We start from the raw sequence: 21,786 nt of genomic DNA, 5'->3' as shown, positions 1-21,786 counted from the left end.
GCTCTGTCTCGTCCTCGAAACTCTTAGTGCGCTGCAGCTGCGTGCTGGGTCGCCCCAGCAGCTTCAAGAGCCGCAGTGTAATGATTGATCAGGTTGTCGACCGATCCCTGGGTCACATCCAGGATCGCCATCGGATAGAAGCCGAAGAAAATCGTCAGGAAGATCAAGGGGATCAGAATGACCTTCTCGCGCAGGTTCAAATCCAGGATCGACTTGAGGCTTTCCTTCTCCAGTGCGCCAAAGACGACCCGGCGGTAGAGGTAAAGCGCGTAGGCCGCCGACAGAACCACGCCGGAAGTTGCAAAGAATGCCACCCAAGTGTTGACCTGGAACGCGCCCATCAGCGTCAGGATTTCACCGACGAACCCGGATGTGCCCGGCAGACCGACATTGGCCATAGTGAAGATCAGGAAGGCGACCGCGTATTTCGGCATCCGGTTGACCAGCCCGCCATAAGCGGAGATCTCACGGGTGTGCATGCGGTCGTAAATGACACCGACACACAGGAAGAGCGCGCCAGAGACAATACCGTGTGAGAGCATCTGGAAGATCCCGCCCTGAACCCCCTGGTGTGTCATGGTGAAGATACCCATGGTCACATAGCCCATGTGGGCAACAGAGGAATAGGCGATCAGCTTCTTGATGTCTTCCTGAGCGAGCGCCACCAGCGATGTGTAGATGATCGCTACGATCGACAAGGTGTAGATCAACGGCGCAAAATCCGCGCTGGCAATCGGGAACATCGGCAGTGAGAACCGGAGGAACCCGTATCCACCCAACTTCAGAAGGACAGCCGCCAGGATCACTGACCCGGCCGTCGGCGCTTCAACGTGGGCATCCGGCAGCCAGGTGTGCACCGGCCACATCGGCATTTTCACCGCGAACGACGCAAAGAACGCAATCCAGAGCCAGGTCTGCATTTCCGCCGGGAAGGAATAGGCCTGCAGCTCCTGGATATCGGTCGTGCCAGCCGTCCAGTACATCGCCATGATCGCGACCAGCATCAACACTGATCCGAGCAGCGTGTAGAGGAAGAACTTGTAGGATGCGTAGACCCGGCGCGCGCCACCCCAGACACCGATGATCAGGAACATCGGAATGAGGCCAGCTTCGAAGAAGACGTAGAAGACCACGATGTCGAGCGAACAAAAGACGCCGATCATCAAGGTTTCTAGAACCAGGAACGCGATCATGTATTCCTTGACGCGTTTCTGGACACTCCCCCACGAGGATAGAATACAGAACGGCATCAGGAAGGTCGTCAGGATGACGAAGAGGATCGAAATCCCGTCCACGCCCATCTTGTATTGGATGTTGCCGCCCAGCCAATCGCGTTGTTCGACAAACTGGAAGCCAGGGTTGGAATAGTCAAAGAAGGCCCAGATCATCAGGGACAACACAAACGTCACGCTGGTTGTCATCAGCGCGACCCAGCGCATGCTGCGTTTACCCTCGTCATCATCCCCGCGCACCATGAGAATGAAGACAACGCCAAGCAACGGCAGAAATGTCGTGAGTGACAGAATTGGGAAGTCAATCATTAGTGCGCACCCCCGCCGGTGCCGGCACCGGAGAACATCGACCAGGTGATCAGCGCAGCCACGCCGATCAGCATCGCAAATGCATAGTGGTAAAGATATCCGGTCTGCAGTTTCACGACCCAGGCCGTGACACCTTGCACCCGCGCCGCGATCCCGTTCGGGCCGAAGCCATCAATCACGGTTCCATCGCCCTTCTTCCAAAGGACACGGCCAATCCACATTGCAGGACGGACAAAGATTAAGTCGTAGAGCTCGTCAAAATACCACTTGTTCAAGAGGAACTGATAGAGCCCAAAATGGCGTTCCGCCAACCGTTTCGGCATTTCCGGCGCACGGATATAGAACTGGTATGCAACCAGTAGACCACCCGCCATCATGACAAACGGCGACACCTTCACCCAAGCCGGGACGTGATGCATGTCGTGCAAGACGTGGCTGGAGGCAAAGGCTGGCAGAGACCCGGCCCAGAAGGCTTCATAAGACGCTTCGTCGTAGAAGAATGGACCGTAGAAGACCATGCCGGCCAGAACTGCACCGATCGACAGGATAAACAGCGGCACCGTCATCACAAGCGGCGATTCATGAACGTGTTTCATCACATCGACGGAAGCGCGCGGCTTGCCATGGAAGGTCATGAACGTCAGGCGCCAGGAGTAGAAAGAGGTCAGGCCAGCTGCGATCACGGTCAGCCAGAAGCCGTACATGGCCATTGGGTTCGGATGGTCCCCACCGGTCGCAGCAAACGCCGCTTCGATGATGCCGTCCTTGGAGATGAAGCCTGCGAAACCAAGGTGGGTTAGCGGAATGCCAACACCGGTCAGGGCCAGCGTACCGATCATCATCGTCCAATAGGTGATCGGAATGTGCTTTCTCAGACCGCCCATCTTGCGCATGTCCTGCTCATCAGAGACGGCGTGGATCACGGACCCGGCGCATAGGAACAGCAGCGCCTTGAAGAACGCGTGCGTAAACAGGTGGAAAATCCCGATAGAGTAGGCACCAACGCCGAGCGCAACAAACATGTAACCCAGCTGGGAACAGGTCGAATAAGCGATCACGCGCTTGATGTCGTTCTGAACGAGACCAACCGTTGCCGCAAAGAACGCCGTGGTCGCACCGAAGAAGACGATGATCGCCAGCGCCGTATCAGAAAGTTCAAACAGGGGCGACAAACGCGCCACCATGAAGACACCGGCAGTGACCATGGTCGCGGCGTGGATGAGTGCGGAGACTGGGGTTGGGCCTTCCATCGCATCCGGCAACCAGGTGTGCAGCAGGAATTGCGCCGACTTGCCCATAGCTCCCATGAACAAGAGCAAGCAGACAATCGTCATCGCAGACTGGGCATCCAGATGGTACCCCAGGAAAGTCATCACCTCACCCTGCTCTTCGATGAAGGACGGGGCATCATTGAAGATTGTGGTGAAGTCGATGCTGCCGAAGAGGTAGAAGACGCCGAAAATGCCGAGCGCAAACCCAAAGTCGCCGACACGGTTGACAACAAAAGCTTTCATAGCAGCCGCATTGGCGGATGGCTTTTGATACCAGAAACCGATCAGCAGATAAGAAGCAAGACCAACACCTTCCCAGCCGAAAAACATCTGCATCAGATTGTCGGCGGTCACCAGCGTCAACATGGCAAAGGTGAACAGCGACAGATAGGCAAAGAAGCGCGGGCGGTGCGGATCGTGGTGCATGTAGCCAATGGAATAGACATGCACGAGCGCGGAAACCGTGTTGACGACCACCAGCATGACTGCTGTTAGCGTGTCGACCCGGATCGACCAGGCAACATTCAGGTCACCGGCGCTCATCCAGCGGAACAGGTTGATCACCTGGGCTTCTGCCCCGCCAAGCCAGAAGCTGAAGAACGTCCACCAGGATAGAAGCGCCGCCAGGATCAACAGACCGCTGGTGACATATTCAGACGCTTTGGCACCGATGGCGCGGCCAAAAAGGCCAGCGATCAGGAAACCGATCAGCGGCAGGAACAGGATTGCGGAATACATCAGCCCCTACCCTTTCATCACGTTGACGTCTTCCACGGCAATCGAGCCGCGGTTCCGGTGAAAGACCACCAGGATCGCCAGGCCAATGGCCGCTTCAGCCGCCGCAACGGTGAGCACCAGCATGGTGAAGATCTGTCCCATCATGTCGCCGAGGAACGACGAAAAGGCGACAAAGTTGATGTTTACTGCCAGGAGCAAAAGCTCGACAGACATCAAGATAACAATCACGTTTTTCCTGTTCAGGAAGATCCCGAAAATTCCGATCGTGAACAGGATCGCCGCGACCGACAAATAGTGCGACAGACCGATTTCCATGGGCGCCTCGCCGTGCTCCCCTCATTTACCCCAACCTGATACCGCACGGAGGAGCGTGCCGGTTTCAGGACTTCTCGAACGACGCGTTTTTACCGCGTCAAATACCTTTGCCCGTTTCGACCTTCCGGATCTCGATCGCGCTTTCTTTGTTGCGCGCGACCTGGGTCGGAATATCCTGACGTTTGACGTTTGGCTTGTGGCGCAGCGTCAGGACAATCGCCCCGATCATTGCCACAAGCAGCACCAGGCCAGCGACCTGGAAGAAATAGATGTATTTGGTGTAGAGCACCGAACCGAGCGCCTGGATGTTGCTCATCTCAGTCAAGGCCGGCGTCGGCTCTGCACCTTGGCTCAAGACTTCTGGGGCGATCACCCAGGCACCAAGGCCCATCAGAAGTTCAACAAGCAAAATCAGCCCAACCAAGCTGCCGACCGGCAGATACTGCAGAAAACCCTGGCGCAGCTCGACGAAGTCGACATCGAGCATCATCACAACGAACAGGAAAAGCACCGCAACGGCACCGACATAAACAACGACCAGAAGCAGAGCCAGATACTCTGCGCCGAGTAGGATGAACAAGCCAGCAGAGTTGACGAAGGCCAGGATCAGGAACAGGACCGACGTCACCGGATTGCGGGCCGCGATCACCATAAATGCAGACGCCAGAGTGACGCCGGCAAATAGGTAGAAAAAGAGGGCTTTCAGGATCATTTCAAAGACCTGCCTGTCGTGTAGCCTTGCGGCCAAAAAATGCGGGATCCAACCGGATTGCTGGACCAATTTGGTTGCGGTTAGCTCCTAACGGTAAGGAGCGTCCATTTCAATGTTGCGGGCGATTTCGCGTTCCCAGCGGTCCCCATTCGCAAGCAGCTTTTCTTTATCGTAATAAAGCTCTTCGCGGGTTTCCGTTGCGAATTCGAAGTTCGGCCCCTCGACGATGGCTTCCACCGGGCAGGCTTCCTGACAGAAGCCGCAGTAGATGCATTTGACCATGTCGATGTCATAGCGTGTGGTGCGGCGGGTGCCATCGTTGCGGCGCGGGCCAGCTTCAATGGTGATCGCCTGCGCCGGGCAGATGGCTTCACACAGCTTACAGGCGATACAGCGCTCTTCGCCGTTCGGATACCGGCGCAGCGCATGCTCTCCCCGGAAGCGCGGGCTCACCGGCCCTTTTTCAAAGGGATAGTTCACCGTTGGCTTCGGCTTGAAGAAATAGCGCATCGCCAAGAAGAAAGCCGACACGAATTCCTGCAAAAACAGCGATTTGACCACTTGACCAACCATCGCCCTTGCCTCTCTTTCCTCAACCAGCCAGTTGACTGGCCGCCCAATAGCCGACAATCGGGAAGCCGATCACCGGAATTCCAAAACTCAGTGCGCCGAGAAGCGCTTTGTACTTGGCCGCGGCGCCACCGTCGCCGCCAGCCTGTCTGTTTTTCGTCTCCACCGCCTGAAGCATGCCCTTCAGGATCTTCCAGTCGAGCCAGCCGATGTAGAACCCAACGGCCGCCCCGATCACACCGGGGAGCGAAATATCCATCAGCCGCCTCTTATGCCGCTCACGGTGCCCAGCCCATGATCATCAGGACAGTCGCGACAACTACAACCATGCCCAAAGACAGCGGCAGGAACACTTTCCAGCCCAGGCGCATCAGCTGATCGTAGCGGTAACGCGGGACCATGGCCTTGACCATTGCGAACATGAAGAAGCCGAGCAGACATTTTAAGATGAACCAGACGATGCCCGGCACCCAGGTAAACGGCGCAAAGTCGAATGGCGGCAGCCATCCGCCCATGAAAAAGATGGTCATCAGCGCGCACATCAGGCAGATGGCGACATATTCGCCAAGCATGAACATCATGTACGGCGTCGAGCCATATTCCACCATGAAACCGGCAACCAGCTCCGATTCCGCCTCCGCCAGATCGAACGGCGGCCGGTTGGTTTCAGCCAGCGCGGAGACAAAGAACACAACGAACATCGGGAACAGCGGCAACCAGTACCAGTTCAGGAAGCTCAGCCACGGCACACCCAGCATATCGGCAAGACCCGTTTGCTGGGCATGAACAATGCCAGTGAGGTTCAAAGTGCCCGCGCACAGAAGAACGGTAACGATGACGAAGCCGATGGAGACTTCATAAGACACCATCTGCGCCGCCGAACGCAGCGCCGACAGGAACGGATATTTGGAGTTCGACGCCCATCCGCCGATGATCACGCCATAGACTTCCAGCGATGATACGGCAAAGACGAACAGAACACCGATATTGATGTTGGCGACAACCCAGCCGTCCGCGACCGGAATGACTGCCCAGGCGGCAAGCGCCAGAAGCACAGAAATCAGCGGCGCCAGCAGGAAGAGAACCTTGTTGGATCCGGACGGGATCACCGGCTCTTTCAGAACGAATTTCAGAAGGTCAGCAAAACTCTGGAATAGCCCCCAGGGTCCAACCACGTTCGGGCCGCGGCGGATCTGAACGGCCGCCCAGATCTTGCGGTCCGCATAAAGCACGTAGGCGACGAACACCAAAAGCACGACCATCAGCAGAACACTCTGGAATACCATCCAGAGGAACGGCCAGCCGTAGGTGGTCATGAACTCAGCCATTTCAGTCCCCTACCCCTTATTCCGCAGCTTCTGCGGCACGCGTTTTCGCGAGCGCCGAACACTCGGCCATCACCTTGGAGGCCCGAGCAATCGGGTTCGTCAAATAAAAGTCCCGGATCACATTTGCAAATCCGGCGTTATGCATCTTGGCTTTGCCGTTGGCCAGCTTTTCGATATCGCCAGCATCGCCAGCCTCAATCGCGTCGATAGCAGCCATGTGCGGCACGGCTTCAAACAGCTTGGCACGCAGTTGCTGGAGGGAATCAAACTCCAGCGTCTGGCCGACAACGGCCGATAGCGCTCTAAGGATGGCCCAGTCTTCGCGAGCATCGCCTGGAGGGAAGCCAGCGCGATCAGCCATCTGAACACGGCCTTCGGTGTTGACGTAGATCGCGGATTTCTCCGTATAAGCTGCGCCCGGCAGGATCACATCGGCGCGGTGCGCGCCGCGGTCACCATGGGTGCCCTGGTAGACAACAAACGCCCCTTCCGGAACTTCGACTTCATCAACGCCGAGCAGGAAGAGCACATCCAGAGCGCCACTTTCCAGCATGCCGGCTGTGTCCTTGCCGCCCTCGCCTGGAACAAAACCAATGTCCAGCGCACCAACTTGCGATGCTTCGGTGTGCAGGATGTTGAAGCCGTTCCAGCCGTCCTTAATCACTCCGAGCGACTTGGCTGCAGCAGCCAGGTTTGCCAGAACGTCCGCACCATCCGCGCGGTTCAACGCGCCCTGCCCGATGATAAACATCGGCTTTTCCGCCTTGGCCGGCGCGTGTTCAATGAATTGCTTCAGGCTGTCCGGGCCGGCGCCCAGATAGGTCACCGGATAGGTCAGATCGGCGTTTTCACCTATCAATCCAACGTGGACATTGCCTTGGCTCCAGCGCTTGCGGATCCGGGCGTTCAGGACCGGCGCTTCCAGACGCGGGTTGGTGCCGATCAGCATGATCGCGTCGGCCTCTTCAATGCCTTGAATGGTGGAATTGAAGATATAGCTGGCGCGGCCGTTTTTCGGATGCAGCGGCGAGCCCGGGAAACGGCTGTCGATGTTGGCCGAGCCCAGCTTGTCCATTAGGCTCTTCAGCGCGAACATGTCTTCAACGCCGGCCAGCTGGCCAGCCAATGCGCCAACTTTGTCAGCGGATGTTGCCTTGACCTTGTCAGCGATGATCTGGAACGCCTCTGGCCAGGACACCGGCTGCAGTTTGCCGTCCTTCTTGGCATACGGCCGGTCAAGACGCTGGGTCTTCAACCCATCCCAGATGTAGCGAGACTTATCGGAAATCCACTCTTCGTTGATCTCTTCATTGAGCCGCGGCATCACCCGCATGACTTCCTTGCCGCGTGTATCGACACGGATCGCGCTCCCAAGCGCATCCATGACATCGATGCTTTCGGTCTTGGTCAGCTCCCACGGACGGGCATGGAATTCATACGGCTTGTGGGTCAGCGCACCGACCGGGCACAAATCGGCAACATTGCCCTGCATTTCTGAGGACAATGCGGCTTCCAGATAAGTGGTGATTTCCGCATCTTCGCCGCGGCTGATCAGCCCCATGTCTGTCACACCGGCAACTTCAGTGGTGAAGCGGACACAGCGCGTGCAGTGAATGCAGCGGGTCATGATGGTCTTGATGAGCGGGCCGATTTCCTTGTTTTCGACCGCACGCTTGTTCTCATGGAACCGCGACCCATCGACACCATAGGCCATCGCCTGGTCCTGAAGGTCGCACTCACCGCCCTGGTCACAGATCGGGCAATCCAGCGGGTGGTTGATGAGCAGGAACTCCATCACCCCTTCACGGGCCTTTTTGACCATCTCGGACTTGGTTTCAACGACCGGCGGCTCGCCGTTTGGTCCCGGACGCAGATCCTTGACGCCCATAGCGCAGGACGCGGTCGGCTTGGGCGGTCCACCCTTCACTTCCACGAGGCACATGCGGCAGTTGCCGGCAATCGACAGGCGGTCGTGGTAACAAAACCGCGGAACCTCGGCACCTGCCTCTTCACAGGCCTGAAGCAGGGTGTAGTCCGAAGGGACCTCTACCTCGTTGCCGTCGATGATGAGCTTCGTCATCCGCTGCTCTCCAAATCCCGTTCCGCTTACTCAGCCGCCACCAGGGTCGAAGAACTCTTCGACTTGGCGACATAATCATCGATACGTTGCTCGATGACCGGCCGGAAATTCTTGATCAACCCCTGGATCGGCCATGCGGCCGCGTCTCCAAGGGCACAAATGGTGTGGCCTTCGACCTGTTTGGTCACTTTGAAGAGCATATCGATCTCTTCATAAGAGCTTTCGCCCTTCACCATGCGTTCCATCACCCGCCACATCCAGCCGGTGCCTTCCCGGCATGGCGTGCACTGGCCGCAGCTCTCATGCTTGTAGAAGTAGCTGAGACGGGCAATCGCCTTGATGATGTCGGTGGACTTGTCCATGACGATCACCGCAGCGGTACCAAGGCCGGAGCCCATACCGCGCAGCGTATCAAAGTCCATCGGCGCGTCTTTGATTTCATCCGCCGTGCAGCACGGAACGGAGGAACCGCCCGGGATCACTGCCAGGAGATTGTCCCAGCCACCGCGGATACCACCGCAGTGTTTGTCGATCATCTCGGAGAACGGCACACCGAGCTCTTCTTCGAAGGTCGCCGGTTGATTGACATGACCGGACACACAAAACAGCTTGGTGCCGGTGTTGTTTGGACGACCCAGGCTTGCGAACCAGCCGCCGCCACGGCGCAGGATGGTCGGTGCAACGGCAATGGATTCGACGTTGTTCACCGTCGTCGGACAGCCATAAAGGCCGACGTTTGCCGGGAACGGCGGTTTCAGGCGCGGCTGGCCCTTTTTGCCTTCCAGGCTTTCCAGCAGCGCGGTTTCCTCGCCGCAAATGTAAGCGCCGGCGCCGTGGTGAACGTAGATGTCGAAATCGTAGCCGTTCTTGTTGTTCTTGCCGATCAGACCGGCATCATAAGCTTGGTCAATCGCCGCCTGAAGACGCTCGCGCTCACGGATGAACTCACCGCGCACATAGATGTAAGCAGCAATCGCTCCCATGGCGAAACCGGCCACCAGACAGCCCTCGACCAGCGTATGCGGGTCATGGCGGAGGATTTCTCGGTCTTTACAGGTGCCTGGCTCAGATTCGTCGGCATTGACGACGAGGTAAGCGGGACGGCCGTCGGATTCTTTCGGCATGAACGACCATTTCAGGCCGGTCGGGAAACCCGCCCCGCCACGGCCACGCAAGCCGCTGTCCTTCATCTCCTGAATGATCCAGTCGCGGCCCTTGTCGAGCAACGCCTTGGTGTTGTCCCACTGGCCACGCTTCTTCGCGCCTTCAAGACCCCAGTCATGAAGACCGTAGATGTTGGTGAAGATCCGATCCTTATCCTCAAGCATCTCTTCCCCTTAGTCTTCGCTCTTGGAGGAAGCAACATCGCCGGCTTCCACACGCTTGGAAAATTCGGTTGCCTCGCCGGATGCGAGGATCTTGGCCTGCTCAATCCAGCCATCCCGCTCGATGCGGCCCTTAAACTTCAGCCGGCTATCGACCCAGGCGACCTCTTCCGGGCCCCACGCAGCGACCTGATCGAAATGGAAAAACCCGAGCTCATTGAGGGTTGCTTCCAATTTCGGACCGACGCCTTTGAGCTTCTTCAAGTCATCGGCCTGGCCACCACGGGCTTCTTTGAGGACTTCCGGCTCTTTTTCAGCAGCTGGCGCATCGTCTGCAGCCTTGGCTTTCGCTGCAGCAGATTTTTTCGGTGCAGCGGCCTTTTTAGGAGCAGCTTCTTTCTTGGGCGCAGCCTCTTTCGTGGGCGCAGCCTCTTTTTTGACTGTAGCCTTTTTCGGAGCTGCTTTTTTCGGTGCCTCAGCCTTCTTCTCGGCCGGTGCAGCTGCGGGAGCTTCTGCCTTTTCCGCCGATTTGGCAGCAAACGCCGCCTTTACCTTGGCAACGGAATCTTCAGCCGGGGTCGGAACGCCATCATAGTCGTTGCCGCCGGTGTTGATGGACGCGCCAGCAAAATGATGTGAGGCCTTTTCAGAGCCGTCCACTACATGCGGAACCGGGAGGTCCCCCTTGGTGTTGTCGTCAATCTCGGTAAGGCTGGTCTGGCCACCTTCGGCCATGGAGAACCGCCGGCCATTTTGCGGGCCAGGTGTCACTTCATTGCCGGCCGCAATATCGTCGATCAGCTTGTTGAAGCTGTCTTCGGTCAGGTCTTCGTACGTGTCCTTGAAGATCTGAACCATCGGAGCATTTGTACAGGCGCCAAGACACTCAACCTCTTCCCAGGAGAACATGCCGTCCTCGGAAATCTCGTGCATGTGCTTGGCAATGCGGGATTTGCAGATCTTGATCAGGTCTTCCGATCCGCGCAATTGGCAAGGCGTCGTGCCGCACACCTGGATGTGGGCTTTTTTTCCAACCGGCTGCAGCTGGAACATGGTGTAAAAAGTCGCCACTTCCAAGACGCGGATATTCGGCATGTCGAGCATGTCGGCGATGTAGCGGATCGCTGGTTCGCTGACCCAGCCTTCGTTCTGTTCCTGCGCGCGCCATAAAAGCGGTATGACCGCAGAGGCCTGCCGGCCAGCCGGGTAGCGGTCGATCAGCTTCTTGGCCCAGCCGAAGTTCTTCTCGGTGAACTCGAAGCTTTCTGGTTGTTCCGCGGCAAGTCTGCGAACTGCCATGGTGTTATCCCCGTTTCCTGCGCAATTCAGCACTGTTTGGCCCAGATACAGACTGGCCGGCGATAAGTCCGGCGAGTTGATCCAGCCAAAACTGGCTCCGAGTTGCGAAAAAATCATAGCCTTTACGGCGATTGGTTTTCAGGCTGGTCAGATCAGCCAAATCTTCGATTTCAAAAAAGCTGCCCTTTAGATAACCGAAAACGCGCATCGCTTCATTGGCGGTTAAATATCGGGAAATCTCGTGATCGCGATCGCTACCGTGATCCTCGTAAATTAGGAGAACATCTTTTTCGAGCAGCTGAGCCGCGCCCTGAAGCGCTTTGATCTCGACGCCTTCGACATCCAGTTTCAACACGACCTTGCCGTGGGTCTGGAAGCCAGCATCAGCGACGATCCGGTCAAGTGTGGAGGACAAAACACTGCCATGACGCGCGGTTCCGGCATCGCTGGCCGCAACAGTCCGGGCTTCGTGTTTGTCACCAAAAATGTCCAGATGCTCGCCATCTTTGTCGAATACAGCCCGGTTCAAGCAGTCAAACCGGTTACCATTTTCACCGGCATTCACCTGAAGGCCCGCAAAAGTATCCGGGTCCAGTTCAATGGCGACAGCTGGATGCTGCCCAAACCGCTCACTCGTGACTTTTACAGACCAGAAGCCGTAGTTCGCGCCACAGTCCACAAATGCATAGTCGACAGATTTCAGAGCGATCAAAAGATCTTCGATCTCTTCCTCATAGCGGCTGCCGGGCTGCAGCATTCTGCTCCAGTATCTGTCGCCATAGGGAAACGTGAAGCTGCTGTCGGTGTCGATTTGAAGCCGGACGGACCGGTCACTCGGGAAAATCTTCCCAACCAGGGACGCGACATAGGAGAACCCAAAGCTGTCAAGCGGCGCAAGCAAGCTTGCAGCCAAACGCATAATGCGCAAGCCAGCAGCTTCCAGCGGTCCAGCGTGTGTGGCTGTACCGGTGTGCCAATCAACAGAAATAGGGTTCGCGGCTACGGTCATGGGCTATCTGTCGATCTCACCAAACACGATGTCCAAAGACCCCAGCACGGCCGACACATCAGCAAGCTGATGGCCGCAGCACAAGAAATCCATGGCTGCCAGGTGTGCATACCCCGGAGCCTTGATCTTGCAGCGGTACGGTTTGTTGGTGCCATCAGCGACCAGATAAACCCCAAACTCACCTTTCGGCGCTTCGACGGCCGCGTAAACTTCGCCAGCCGGGACATGATAGCCCTCGGTGTAGAGCTTGAAGTGATGGATCAGCGATTCCATCGACCGCTTCATCTCACCGCGTTTAGGCGGCACGATCTTGCCGTCCAAGGACGACACCGGTCCCGTTTCCACCGTCAGCTTTTCAAGGCATTGTTTCATAAGGCGCACTGACTGGCGCATTTCTTCCATGCGGATCAGGTAACGGTCGTAGTTATCGCCGTTCTTGCCGACCGGAACATCGAAGTCGAGCTCGGAGTAACACTCATACGGCTGCGACTTGCGTAGATCCCAAGCAGCACCAGACCCACGCACCATGACGCCGGAGAAACCGCGTGCCCAGGCATCATCCAGATCAACAATGCCAATATCGACGTTGCGCTGCTTGAAGATGCGGTTGTCGGTCAGAAGACCTTCGATATCGTCCAGCGTTTGCAGGAACGGATCACAGAAATCCCAGATATCGTCGAGCAAATCGCGTGGCAGATCCTGATGAACCCCGCCCGGCCGCACATAAGCTGCGTGCATACGGGCGCCACAGGCGCGCTCATAAAACACCATCAGCTCTTCACGCGGCTCAAAGCCCCAGAGCGGTGGTGTCAGCGCGCCGACGTCGAGCGCCTGTGTCGTGACATTCAAAAGGTGCGACAGGATCCGGCCGATTTCCGAATAAAGCACCCGCACCAATTGGCCGCGCTTGGGCACTTCGATGCCCAACATGCGCTCCACGGCCATGGCAAAGGCATGTTCCTGGTTCATCGGCGCCACATAATCGAGGCGGTCGAAATACGGAACAGCCTGTAGATAAGTCTTCTGCTCGATCAGTTTTTCGGTGCCGCGGTGCAAAAGGCCGATATGCGGATCAACCCGCGTCACCACTTCGCCGTCCAGCTCCAGCACCAGGCGCAGCACGCCGTGGGCCGCCGGGTGCTGCGGACCGAAGTTGATATTGAAATTACGAACCTGAGCCTCAGCCATTTTGAGGGTCCTGATTTGCTGTGAAGAGCGCGATGACTTCCGGGCCAGTCATTCGTGTCGTTTCATTGGCGAACGCATAATTGTCCGGCTGTTCGTCAGTGAAGATTTCAGTCTTGAATTTGAAACGGCTGGGATCGTCGAACGCCTGAGCTGAAAATGACGTGTGCGTACCGTCCTGAAGCCGCCACGCCAGGCTGCTGCCGCATTCTTTACAGAAAAGCCGCTCACCGTAGCCGGACGACTTATATATACCCAAGGATTCTGCCCCGTCGAACTCCACGCTCGCCCCACAGTCAACGGCCATATAGGTGCCGCCTGTCCATTTGCGGCACATTTCGCAGTGGCATACGCCCATCTCATTTTTTTCCGGAACGGCCGTAAACCGCACCTTCCCGCAAAGACACCGTCCTGAAAGCCGTTCGCTCATGCCGCCCCTCAGTTCGTCGTTGCTTTTTCATCGCCCGGCAGCACGTAATCCGTGCCTTCCCAGGGCGAAAGGAAATCAAAAGACCGCATTTCCTGATTGAGCCGAACCGGCTCGTAAACGACGCGCTTCTTGTCGTCGTCATAGCGGACTTCGACAAACCCGGTGACCGGAAAATCCTTGCGCAGCGGATGGCCGTCAAAGCCGTAATCGGTCAGGATGCGGCGCAGGTCCGGGTGACCGGAAAACAGGATGCCATACATATCGTAGGCTTCGCGTTCAAACCATTCTGCCCCAGGAAACAGTGGTGTCAGCGAGGCCACCGGAGTTGCATCGTCCGTTGCCAATTTCACGCGGATACGCTGGTTCTGGACTGGGGACAGGAAGTGATAAACGACATCAAAGCGCTTTTCGCGGGCCGGATAATCGACGCCGCATATGTCGGTCAGATTGACGAACTTGCAGGAGCTGTTGTCGCGCAGGTATCGCACGGCGTCGAGAATATCGGCGGCAGTCACGGTCAGCGTCAGCTCACCAAATTCCACCTTCCAGGACACGAGGGACTCAGCCAATCCGAGCTCAATATGCTCGGCGAGTTCCTTCAAGGTTTCGTCCATATTCGACCTCACTCCCCCGGATCCCTTCCGGAGCCTCACAAGGGCTCCAAGAGCCCAATTCCTAGAAAACTCGCCACCGGGACCGGCGGCGAATTCAATCAGCGTTCGATCGTACCAGTGCGGCGGATCTTCTTTTGCAGCATCAAAACGCCATAAAGCAGCGCTTCAGCTGTCGGCGGGCACCCCGGAACGTAAATGTCGACCGGAACAACGCGGTCACAGCCGCGCACCACCGAATAAGAATAGTGATAGTAACCGCCGCCGTTTGCACAGGATCCCATGGAGATGACATAGCGCGGCTCCGGCATCTGGTCGTAGACCTTGCGCAAAGCCGGCGCCATCTTATTGGTTAAGGTGCCTGCAACGATCATCACGTCGGACTGGCGGGGCGAGCCGCGCGGCGCAAAACCGAAGCGCTCACAGTCATACCGCGGCATGGACATCTGGATCATTTCAACCGCGCAGCACGCCAGGCCGAACGTCATCCACATCAACGATCCTGTGCGCGCCCACTGGATCAAATTGTCTGTGGAGGTGACCAGAAAGCCCTTGTCTGCGAGCTCGTCATTCACTTCCAGGAAAAAAGGATCGTCTGCCCCCACCGGCTTGCCGGTGTTTGGATCAATGATGCCCTTCGGCTGCTCTGCAATGAGCGGCTTGGCCGTGGTCAATCCCATTCCAGCGCTCCCTTTTTCCATTCGTAGATAAAGCCGACGGTCAGGACGCCTAAGAACACCATCATCGACCAGTAGCCGTACCAGCCCAATTCGCCGAAGACCGTTGCCCACGGGAACAAGAAGGCGACTTCCAAATCAAAGATGATGAAAAGGATCGCGACCAGATAGAAACGGATATCGAATTTCATCCGGGCGTCGTCAAAAGCATTGAACCCGCACTCATAGGCAGACAGCTTTTCCGGATCCGGGTTTTTGTAGGCGAGCAGGAACGGAGATACCAGCAGCGCAAGGCCGATCACCAGCGCGATGCTGATGAACACGACAATCGGGACATATTCCCGCAAAAGTTCTTCCATGTTTTTCGCGTCCTTGCATATGGAGGCGGACCGGGAGGCGATCCGTACCGCAGCCAAGCCCTTTGCCGGATAGCACCGGCAGGTCATGCGTGGCCCGTCGGGTTTTCATAAATCCAACATGCGAGCGCACGCTTATCCCACGCGTTGCTGCAACGCAAGACCCCAATCCGACCAAGCTATTGCCATATTTCAACCAAATCCGTAGCAGATCGCTACAAAGCCCGCAAATCGGCGGATTAGCCGAAGTCGATTTTCTCCTCACAAACCCGGTGACAGTTTGACCTTGCCGGGAGAAACCCTGACCACCAGGCTAGAATCGGCACACCGTCCGCCTCAACTCCCCAATAGAAACTTACGCAAAATCACGTACTTCCGCGAAAAAACGCCGCACGCGATCCACGCCGACACTTTCGACCGGAAGACGGAAATAGACCTTACGCCTTTTGCAAGGCTGTTGAGATCACATTTGTTTTTAAAGAAGGTAATGAGGGAACCGTGAGTGGCGCGAGTGACGGGGCTCGAACCCGCGACCTCCGGCGTGACAGGCCGGCACTCTAACCAACTGAGCTACACCCGCACATTCACGGTATATATGCGCCACACCTCCCAAAGAGAGAAGTGGCGCGAGTGACGGGGCTCGAACCCGCGACCTCCGGCGTGACAGGCCGGCACTCTAACCAACTGAGCTACACCCGCTTCGCGCGGCGACGAGATGTCGTCGCGAAGTGGCGCTGATGTACGGCGGCTGAGAGATGAAGTCAAGCACTCTGACCAGTGTTATATGTCGTTTTTTTAAAAGCCGCCGGATTGAGCCATTCAACTGCTTCAATTGCCCTTATCCTCTTGTGGACAACTCCGCCCACAAGCTCAACGCACTCACCGTCGTTTATCAGAAAAAAAATCGTTTTTGTTTCAGCGATTCAATATCTTATTCAAAACGGCTCTTATCAAGGCAGACGCATGCTGAAACCAGTGCGGTCACCTTCCCTTACGGTCGGCCGCGGAAAAACGCCATAAGCCCCTAATTGCAGGGGTACCGGTCACTTGTTTGTTCTTTGAGATGGAACCGCAGACAACACCTACAAAGTACGCCAGCTCATGACAAACCAAAACCGGCACCAGAAGCAGTTCGAAGACCAGGCGGACGCCCCGCGGGACAACTCTTCAAGGATCTTGGGCCCAGCACTCGCGCCAGTGCCGGTCACGGCGCTTTCATCGAAATGGGATGGCGCGACCTGCTGACAACACCGGCAAAGGTATGAACAATGGTTTTTAGACCTTCTGGCAAAAGCGTCTAAGCGGTCTCATGTTCAACTGAAGTGGGTCCACACCTCTTCCACCAATCCAAAACCATGATCATTCCGCTGGCACCAGCCGTGTGTCGCGCAGCTGGCCTTGTTCTGCCAGGATCGGCACTGCGACAGCCGCAAATAGAGAGTTGATCTCTTTCAGACTACGCATGACTTCCAGATGGGCATTGCTCGATTCAATGCTCTCAGGCGTGCGGGATGTCAGCCGCTCCAGATGCAGCCCATGGCTTTCCCGCTCCAGCTCCCGCATATGGTCCTTTTCGGCGATCAGCTCCCGAGCGGATTCAACATCGCCAGACACCAGCACATTCATGGCAAGCTGCATGTTGGCCAGCACCCGGTCATGCATGTTCGACAGCTCCTTCAAACCATCGTCGGAGAACCGGATTTTCCGATCCTGCAATTCCAGAGCCAAGCCATAGAGGTTCTTGGAGATCAAATCCCCTGCCCGCTCCAGATTAACCGCAAAACTGACCAGCTCCATGCTGCGCTCGGCGTCTTCCTGGTTTAACTCACCCCGGCTGACCTCTGCGATATAGAGTTTTATGTCGGAATGGATCTGATTGACGGCTGCATCGCTTTTTTGAAGCTGCTGGATTTGGTCCTTCTCGCCCTTTTCCAGCATCAAGATGACCGGACGCGCCATGGCCGCAACCACCTCTCCCATGCGCAGCAGTTCCCGGGTCGCGCTGGCCAGCGCCAGACGCGGCACAGTGACTGCCCCCGGATCCAACGCACTTTTGGGCGCTAAAGGAACCTCCCCTGGCTGCGCCGTGCTTCTGGTTGTCCATTTATCCAGCACCCAGGCAACCGGGCGGACCAATGGCAAACAACTCAGCATCAAAAGAAGATTGAAGAGGACATGCAGGGTTACAAGCTGCTGTCCAGGGGTCGTCGCCAAACCGGCAAGCGGATCTTCAAGAGGTGACAACAGCGCCATCGCCAGGACCGCCCCGCCAGAGCGGAACAGGAAATTTCCGATCGGCAGCAAGCGCGCTTTCAGATCCATGGCGCGGGTTAGCCATAACGCTACCAGACCGGCACCAATGTTCGCACCAAGTACGAGAGGAACGGCTGCGTCCAGCGGCAGACCCGCCTTTTCGACGAAGGTCACGATCATCAAGATGGCTGCAACGCTGGAGTGGACGAGAAACGCAAGCAGAGCACCGATCATCAACGCCGTTGATGGATCACTGGCAAGATACCCGGCCACCGCAGGCATAAACGACGCCTGTTTTAAAGGTTCCGTCGATTCGCTGATCATTTGCAGCGCCATCAAAACGAGCGCAATCCCGATCATGATCCGGCCGACTTGTTTTGCCGTGCGTGCGTCAAGTTTCAGAAACAGCCACGCCCCCACGGCCAGTAACAGCGGGATCAGCCAACTGAGGTCGAAGGATAAAAACTGGACCACAAGCGCGGAGCCAAGATCGGCTCCCAAGAGGATTGCCAGACCGGCCGCCGTTGACATGAAGCCGGAAGCTGCAAACCCCGCGGCAAGCATGGCGACAGCGGTTGCGCTCTGTAAAAGGATTGCCACGGCCCCGCCGGACAATGCTCCAACAAAAGGATTGGCGGAGGCTTTTCCAATGGTCCGGCGCAGGCTTGGACCTGAAACCCGTTCAAATCCCGTGCGTACCATCCGGACTGCATAAAGGAGCAGCATCACCGCCCCAAGAACCTTGATCAAGGCGATTGCGAACATTTTGGTATGTTTCTGACTTTATTCGTTCTATTTCGTTTGCCGTTTAACCAACTGATACACCCAACACTATAGTGCTGGCCAGCATTAAATGCACACAGTGCACTTATTTGTGATCCTATGTCCTCATCCAGGTCCAAGAAGCCGCGATTTTGGTCCTGTAATTATCAGCAATCCGAACCTTGTCGCCTTTCACTTCAAACCACCTCAAGGCAAACCAACTTAAAAATAGGGATTTTTACGCAGTCCTATCGAAAGAGGTTTTATGTAAAGATAAAGTAGTTCAAATCCCCAACACCAGAACCGGGTTGCAGGAGGAAGAATTACATGCCGACAATAGAAGAAATATGGGCTGGCTCCCCCACACTTACAGTTGGTCAGTCTTACAATTTCACGCAATTTGGTGAATTTGATTACTTCACATTCGAGGCTGTTGCTGGTGTAACTTACCGTATCCAGCTGGAAGGCTACGCCACGGGGAAAGGCACCTTGGACCGTGCCGGCTTGGGTGTATATGACCCGAACCTGCACACCACAGATACGGGCTATGGCGTCGGTCTCAACGGAAACCTGCTTTACACCGCCGAAGAGACCGAAACGATCTATCTTCGCCAAAACCTGGATCCCATCGACAACATCGGTGACACTTACGTTCTGACCGTTTCCACCTATGGCGGCGACGATTTTGGAGACGATGCCAGTTCCGCAACAACCATTAGCGCCAATGGGGCGACAAGCGGGGAATTGGAAGTTTTGGGCGACACGGATTGGTTCGCCGTCAATATGACCGCTGGCTATTCCTACACCATCGCTCTCAACGGATGGTCGACCGGAGCTGGCACGCTCCTTGACCCGTATCTCAGGCTATATTCAAGCTCGTCTTCAAGTAACCCGGTACAAACCGACGATGACGACGGATCAGGAAACAATGCCCTGATCACCTATACGCCGACAGTGAGCGGAGTTTATTACATTGAAGCAATGTCGGGCGGTTTGCCGACTGATTTTGCCAGCCACTATGCCGGTATCATAACGCTTGGAACCAACCGGCTGAACACCGACCCTGGAACCTACTCTATGACGGTCACGGAAAGCCGGTCGTCTACCGGTTCCAATGGCGTCACCATCACCGATGTCGATCTCGGCGTATTCCGCTTTTTCAACACCGCCACTGGAACGCACTTTTATTCACCCGACTTCACAGAAGCCGTGTCGATCAACGAAAATCTGCCCGATTTTGCCTATGAAAACGTGGCGTTTAAGAGCGTGAACAACTCTGATGCAAATGCGATCGCCTTCTACCGGTTTTTTAATACGCAGACTGGCACCCACTTTTTCACCTCTAATGAAGCTGAAAAAGACTCGGTGATCGCCAATATGCCTCAGTTTAACTACGAAGGCGTTGCCTATTACCTGCACAGCACCGCAGATTCCGATGACATCGCGCTTTACCGGTTTTTCAACTCAGAAACCGGAACACACTTCTACACCGCCAATGAAGCGGAGAAAGACAACGTCATCAACACACTGTCCAACATGAACTACGAAGGCATTGTCGGCTACGTGGACATTACATAACTCAGCCATAGCGTTTTCGGATCACTTGAGAGCAGAATGTGTTTTCGTCGAAGGGCTGTAACCGCTCGCCTTAGAAGCGCCCCTAGGGTAAGCGTGCCACCCCTCGAAATCCGGAGGCCCGAAAACCATGCTCTCAACACTTCTCACCCTGATCCGTCTGCTGAAGGCCATTGTCCGGTCCTGGAATAGGCCGCATTTTCGCTCCGGTTTTCTGCTGGCCGGTCTGATCCTCTTGTCGGGAACGATATTTTACAAAACTGTTGAAGGCTGGAGCTGGGTTAACGCGCTTTATTTCAGCGCTATGACCGTTGCCACCGTCGGCGTCAGTGATCTGGCGCCCCAGTCAACAGCAGGCAAACTGTTTACCGTCATATATCTGTTTGTTGGAGTTGGCGTATTTGTCGCGCTTTTCACGCAGTTCGCCCGTGCCTTGCTGCAGATTGAACAAGATGTGGATGCTGCTGAAGCCCGGTCCATAAAATCCGGAAAAGGTCACCTTTAGGGTCGAGCCCTGCCGGACGTCTGCCTCTGAGCTGTACCCCGGCAAAATCGGGATTGCCGACCTAGTCCTTCTGCCCAGCAGGGGCAGACAGACGGGACATCATTCTAACGGAAAAAGCTAACGCCTCAGCGCAGGAGCGCCATCTACGGCCCGTAGAAAAATGAAATATTATTTGTGGGAGAATGGTGGGCGATGAGAGACTCGAACTCCCGACATCTTCGGTGTAAACGAAGCGCTCTACCAACTGAGCTAATCGCCCTCAACGAGGTGAGATGCCTTTTATGGGCTCCCTCTCCGCTTGGCAAGTGCGAAATTGAAGAATTTCAAAAAACGCGATTTGCCTGTGGATGATTTTAGATGGCCAGCTGCGAAAAGAAGTTGTTTTATAACGATTTCTCTTGAGGGCTCGTGACAGCAGGTCAGCGGAACCGATAGGCAAACTCCAGCATATTTGTCAGGCCTTCGCGTGGATTGTCCTGCGCCAAGCCCTGGGAGTTAAAGAAACTCACCAGCCGGTTGATGCCTTGCTGATCGGAAGGGCCGCGCGGCGGCATCTGGCCCATCAGCTTTGCGGCAATCAACCAGGATAATTTCCGGCCATAACGTTCCTGGTTGGCATAAAACTCCGGATTGCTGGCGGCCTTTTCAAACATACGGCCCCAGGCCTGATTAACCTGGTCATTGATCGCTTCGATCCGGATGAACCCTGCCCCGCCCGGACTGCGTGCGCGGTTCAACAGATGATCGATGTTGTAGCCCGCCAGATCCGCCGGTTTCGCGTCGATCTTGTAAACCTGTTTGACAAAGCCCAACCAAGCCTTCTGGTAGCCAGAGTAGCTCGCCCGCACCCAGACACTGGCATTGGTGTCGGGATTGCCGTCACGGCGCACGACAATGGCGTTCTTTAAGCTTCTGCGGCCGGACTTCTCCGTCTCGACCTCCAGATCCAAATCATCGAGAAACGCGTGGCGGCGCAGGTCTTCAATGTTTTCCACCTGGACCTGTTGAAAAGAATCGGCCTTCCAGGCTTCAAAAAGGGCATTCCGCCTTTGGCTGATCACTGCATGAAGCGGCATCGCGGACATCCAACAGCTATAATACCTATAGTTACATTAGTTGAGAGTGCCGGCTCCCTGCAAGGTTCCCGTCATCTAGAGCAGATTTGAACCTATCAAGTGACCCCGTATTGTTCAAAAATGCTCTAACCAAAACGCCAAAAGAAAAACCCCGCCCTTGATCACTCA

The 21,786-nt window shown here is 56.0% G+C and carries 20 protein-coding genes and 3 tRNA genes; 2 read left to right on the top strand and 21 right to left on the bottom strand.

From position 1 onward, the window contains the following. Positions 1 to 23 precede the first annotated feature (23 nt). From ACOOFE_RS10670 to ACOOFE_RS10580, 19 genes are all read right to left on the bottom strand, one after another. Positions 24 to 1,541, bottom strand: a complete 1,518-nt coding sequence (locus tag ACOOFE_RS10670) for an NADH-quinone oxidoreductase subunit M (protein WP_420414898.1) — start codon at positions 1,539 to 1,541, stop codon at positions 24 to 26. Continuing rightward, the gene (gene nuoL / locus ACOOFE_RS10665; RefSeq protein ID WP_420414897.1) at positions 1,541 to 3,550 is read right to left on the bottom strand and encodes an NADH-quinone oxidoreductase subunit L; all 2,010 of its coding nucleotides are present in this window, start codon (positions 3,548 to 3,550) and stop codon (positions 1,541 to 1,543) included. Before nuoL ends, ACOOFE_RS10670 begins: the two co-directional genes overlap by 1 nt. Before the next feature lie 6 nt (positions 3,551 to 3,556). After that, positions 3,557 to 3,865, bottom strand: coding sequence for an NADH-quinone oxidoreductase subunit NuoK (gene nuoK, locus ACOOFE_RS10660; protein WP_141186421.1), 309 nt, complete (start codon positions 3,863 to 3,865; stop codon positions 3,557 to 3,559). A gap of 97 nt (positions 3,866 to 3,962) precedes the next feature. Next, the gene (locus ACOOFE_RS10655; protein ID WP_420414896.1) at positions 3,963 to 4,577 is read right to left on the bottom strand and encodes an NADH-quinone oxidoreductase subunit J; all 615 of its coding nucleotides are present in this window, start codon (positions 4,575 to 4,577) and stop codon (positions 3,963 to 3,965) included. Positions 4,578 to 4,664: 87 nt separating this feature from the next. Next, positions 4,665 to 5,150, bottom strand: a complete 486-nt coding sequence (gene nuoI / locus ACOOFE_RS10650) for an NADH-quinone oxidoreductase subunit NuoI (RefSeq protein ID WP_141186419.1) — start codon at positions 5,148 to 5,150, stop codon at positions 4,665 to 4,667. 19 nt (positions 5,151 to 5,169) lie between these two features. Beyond that, positions 5,170 to 5,406, bottom strand: coding sequence for a hypothetical protein (locus tag ACOOFE_RS10645; protein WP_420414895.1), 237 nt, complete (start codon positions 5,404 to 5,406; stop codon positions 5,170 to 5,172). A gap of 19 nt (positions 5,407 to 5,425) precedes the next feature. Further along, positions 5,426 to 6,475 carry an NADH-quinone oxidoreductase subunit NuoH gene (gene nuoH, locus ACOOFE_RS10640; RefSeq protein ID WP_141186417.1) on the bottom strand — a complete coding sequence of 350 codons (1,050 nt, stop codon included), beginning with the start codon at positions 6,473 to 6,475 and terminating at the stop codon, positions 5,426 to 5,428. Between the two features lie 16 nt (positions 6,476 to 6,491). Next, positions 6,492 to 8,555, bottom strand: a complete 2,064-nt coding sequence (gene nuoG / locus ACOOFE_RS10635; protein WP_420414894.1) for an NADH-quinone oxidoreductase subunit NuoG — start codon at positions 8,553 to 8,555, stop codon at positions 6,492 to 6,494. Positions 8,556 to 8,581: 26 nt separating this feature from the next. Further along, positions 8,582 to 9,883 carry an NADH-quinone oxidoreductase subunit NuoF gene (nuoF, locus tag ACOOFE_RS10630; protein ID WP_420414893.1) on the bottom strand — a complete coding sequence of 434 codons (1,302 nt, stop codon included), beginning with the start codon at positions 9,881 to 9,883 and terminating at the stop codon, positions 8,582 to 8,584. 9 nt (positions 9,884 to 9,892) lie between these two features. Then, complete coding sequence (locus tag ACOOFE_RS10625; protein WP_420414892.1) at positions 9,893 to 11,179, bottom strand: NADH-quinone oxidoreductase subunit E; 1,287 nt, start codon at positions 11,177 to 11,179, stop codon at positions 9,893 to 9,895. Between the two features lie 4 nt (positions 11,180 to 11,183). Next, positions 11,184 to 12,188 carry an FkbM family methyltransferase gene (locus tag ACOOFE_RS10620; RefSeq protein ID WP_420414891.1) on the bottom strand — a complete coding sequence of 335 codons (1,005 nt, stop codon included), beginning with the start codon at positions 12,186 to 12,188 and terminating at the stop codon, positions 11,184 to 11,186. Positions 12,189 to 12,191: 3 nt separating this feature from the next. Further along, the gene (locus ACOOFE_RS10615; protein ID WP_420414890.1) at positions 12,192 to 13,376 is read right to left on the bottom strand and encodes an NADH-quinone oxidoreductase subunit D; all 1,185 of its coding nucleotides are present in this window, start codon (positions 13,374 to 13,376) and stop codon (positions 12,192 to 12,194) included. Then, the gene (locus ACOOFE_RS10610; RefSeq protein WP_420414889.1) at positions 13,369 to 13,803 is read right to left on the bottom strand and encodes a GFA family protein; all 435 of its coding nucleotides are present in this window, start codon (positions 13,801 to 13,803) and stop codon (positions 13,369 to 13,371) included. Before ACOOFE_RS10610 ends, ACOOFE_RS10615 begins: the two co-directional genes overlap by 8 nt. Before the next feature lie 8 nt (positions 13,804 to 13,811). Next, positions 13,812 to 14,417, bottom strand: a complete 606-nt coding sequence (locus ACOOFE_RS10605; protein ID WP_420414888.1) for an NADH-quinone oxidoreductase subunit C — start codon at positions 14,415 to 14,417, stop codon at positions 13,812 to 13,814. Between the two features lie 98 nt (positions 14,418 to 14,515). Next, positions 14,516 to 15,094: a NuoB/complex I 20 kDa subunit family protein gene (locus ACOOFE_RS10600; RefSeq protein ID WP_168206388.1), complete on the bottom strand. Its 579-nt coding sequence runs from the start codon at positions 15,092 to 15,094 to the stop codon at positions 14,516 to 14,518. Then, a complete protein-coding gene (locus ACOOFE_RS10595; protein ID WP_420414887.1) occupies positions 15,085 to 15,450 on the bottom strand; it encodes an NADH-quinone oxidoreductase subunit A in 366 nt (121 codons plus the stop codon). Before ACOOFE_RS10595 ends, ACOOFE_RS10600 begins: the two co-directional genes overlap by 10 nt. A gap of 500 nt (positions 15,451 to 15,950) precedes the next feature. After that, a tRNA-Asp gene (locus tag ACOOFE_RS10590) sits at positions 15,951 to 16,027 on the bottom strand. 42 nt (positions 16,028 to 16,069) lie between these two features. Continuing rightward, positions 16,070 to 16,146, bottom strand: a tRNA-Asp gene (locus ACOOFE_RS10585). Positions 16,147 to 16,806: 660 nt separating this feature from the next. Continuing rightward, positions 16,807 to 18,465: a Na/Pi cotransporter family protein gene (locus ACOOFE_RS10580; RefSeq protein ID WP_420414886.1), complete on the bottom strand. Its 1,659-nt coding sequence runs from the start codon at positions 18,463 to 18,465 to the stop codon at positions 16,807 to 16,809. 324 nt (positions 18,466 to 18,789) lie between these two features. Between ACOOFE_RS10580 and ACOOFE_RS10575 the strand changes: the two genes are divergently transcribed. Both ACOOFE_RS10575 and ACOOFE_RS10570 read left to right on the top strand, forming a co-directional pair. Continuing rightward, on the top strand, positions 18,790 to 20,040 hold the full coding sequence (locus ACOOFE_RS10575; protein ID WP_420414885.1) for a pre-peptidase C-terminal domain-containing protein: 1,251 nt from the start codon (positions 18,790 to 18,792) through the stop codon (positions 20,038 to 20,040). Between the two features lie 127 nt (positions 20,041 to 20,167). Beyond that, a complete protein-coding gene (locus ACOOFE_RS10570) occupies positions 20,168 to 20,542 on the top strand; it encodes a potassium channel family protein (RefSeq protein WP_420414884.1) in 375 nt (124 codons plus the stop codon). 183 nt (positions 20,543 to 20,725) lie between these two features. Here the strand turns inward: ACOOFE_RS10570 and ACOOFE_RS10565 are convergent. After that, positions 20,726 to 20,801: transfer RNA gene (locus ACOOFE_RS10565), tRNA-Val, on the bottom strand. A gap of 160 nt (positions 20,802 to 20,961) precedes the next feature. Continuing rightward, positions 20,962 to 21,618 (bottom strand): hypothetical protein, encoded by a 657-nt coding sequence (locus ACOOFE_RS10560; protein ID WP_420414883.1) that lies wholly within the window; start codon positions 21,616 to 21,618, stop codon positions 20,962 to 20,964. Positions 21,619 to 21,786: the final 168 nt, after the last annotated feature.

It is taken from the genome of Roseibium sp. (genome assembly GCF_965216085.1).
Lineage (GTDB): Bacteria > Pseudomonadota > Alphaproteobacteria > Rhizobiales > Stappiaceae > Roseibium.
This window is presented reverse-complemented; position numbering and strand designations above follow the sequence as displayed.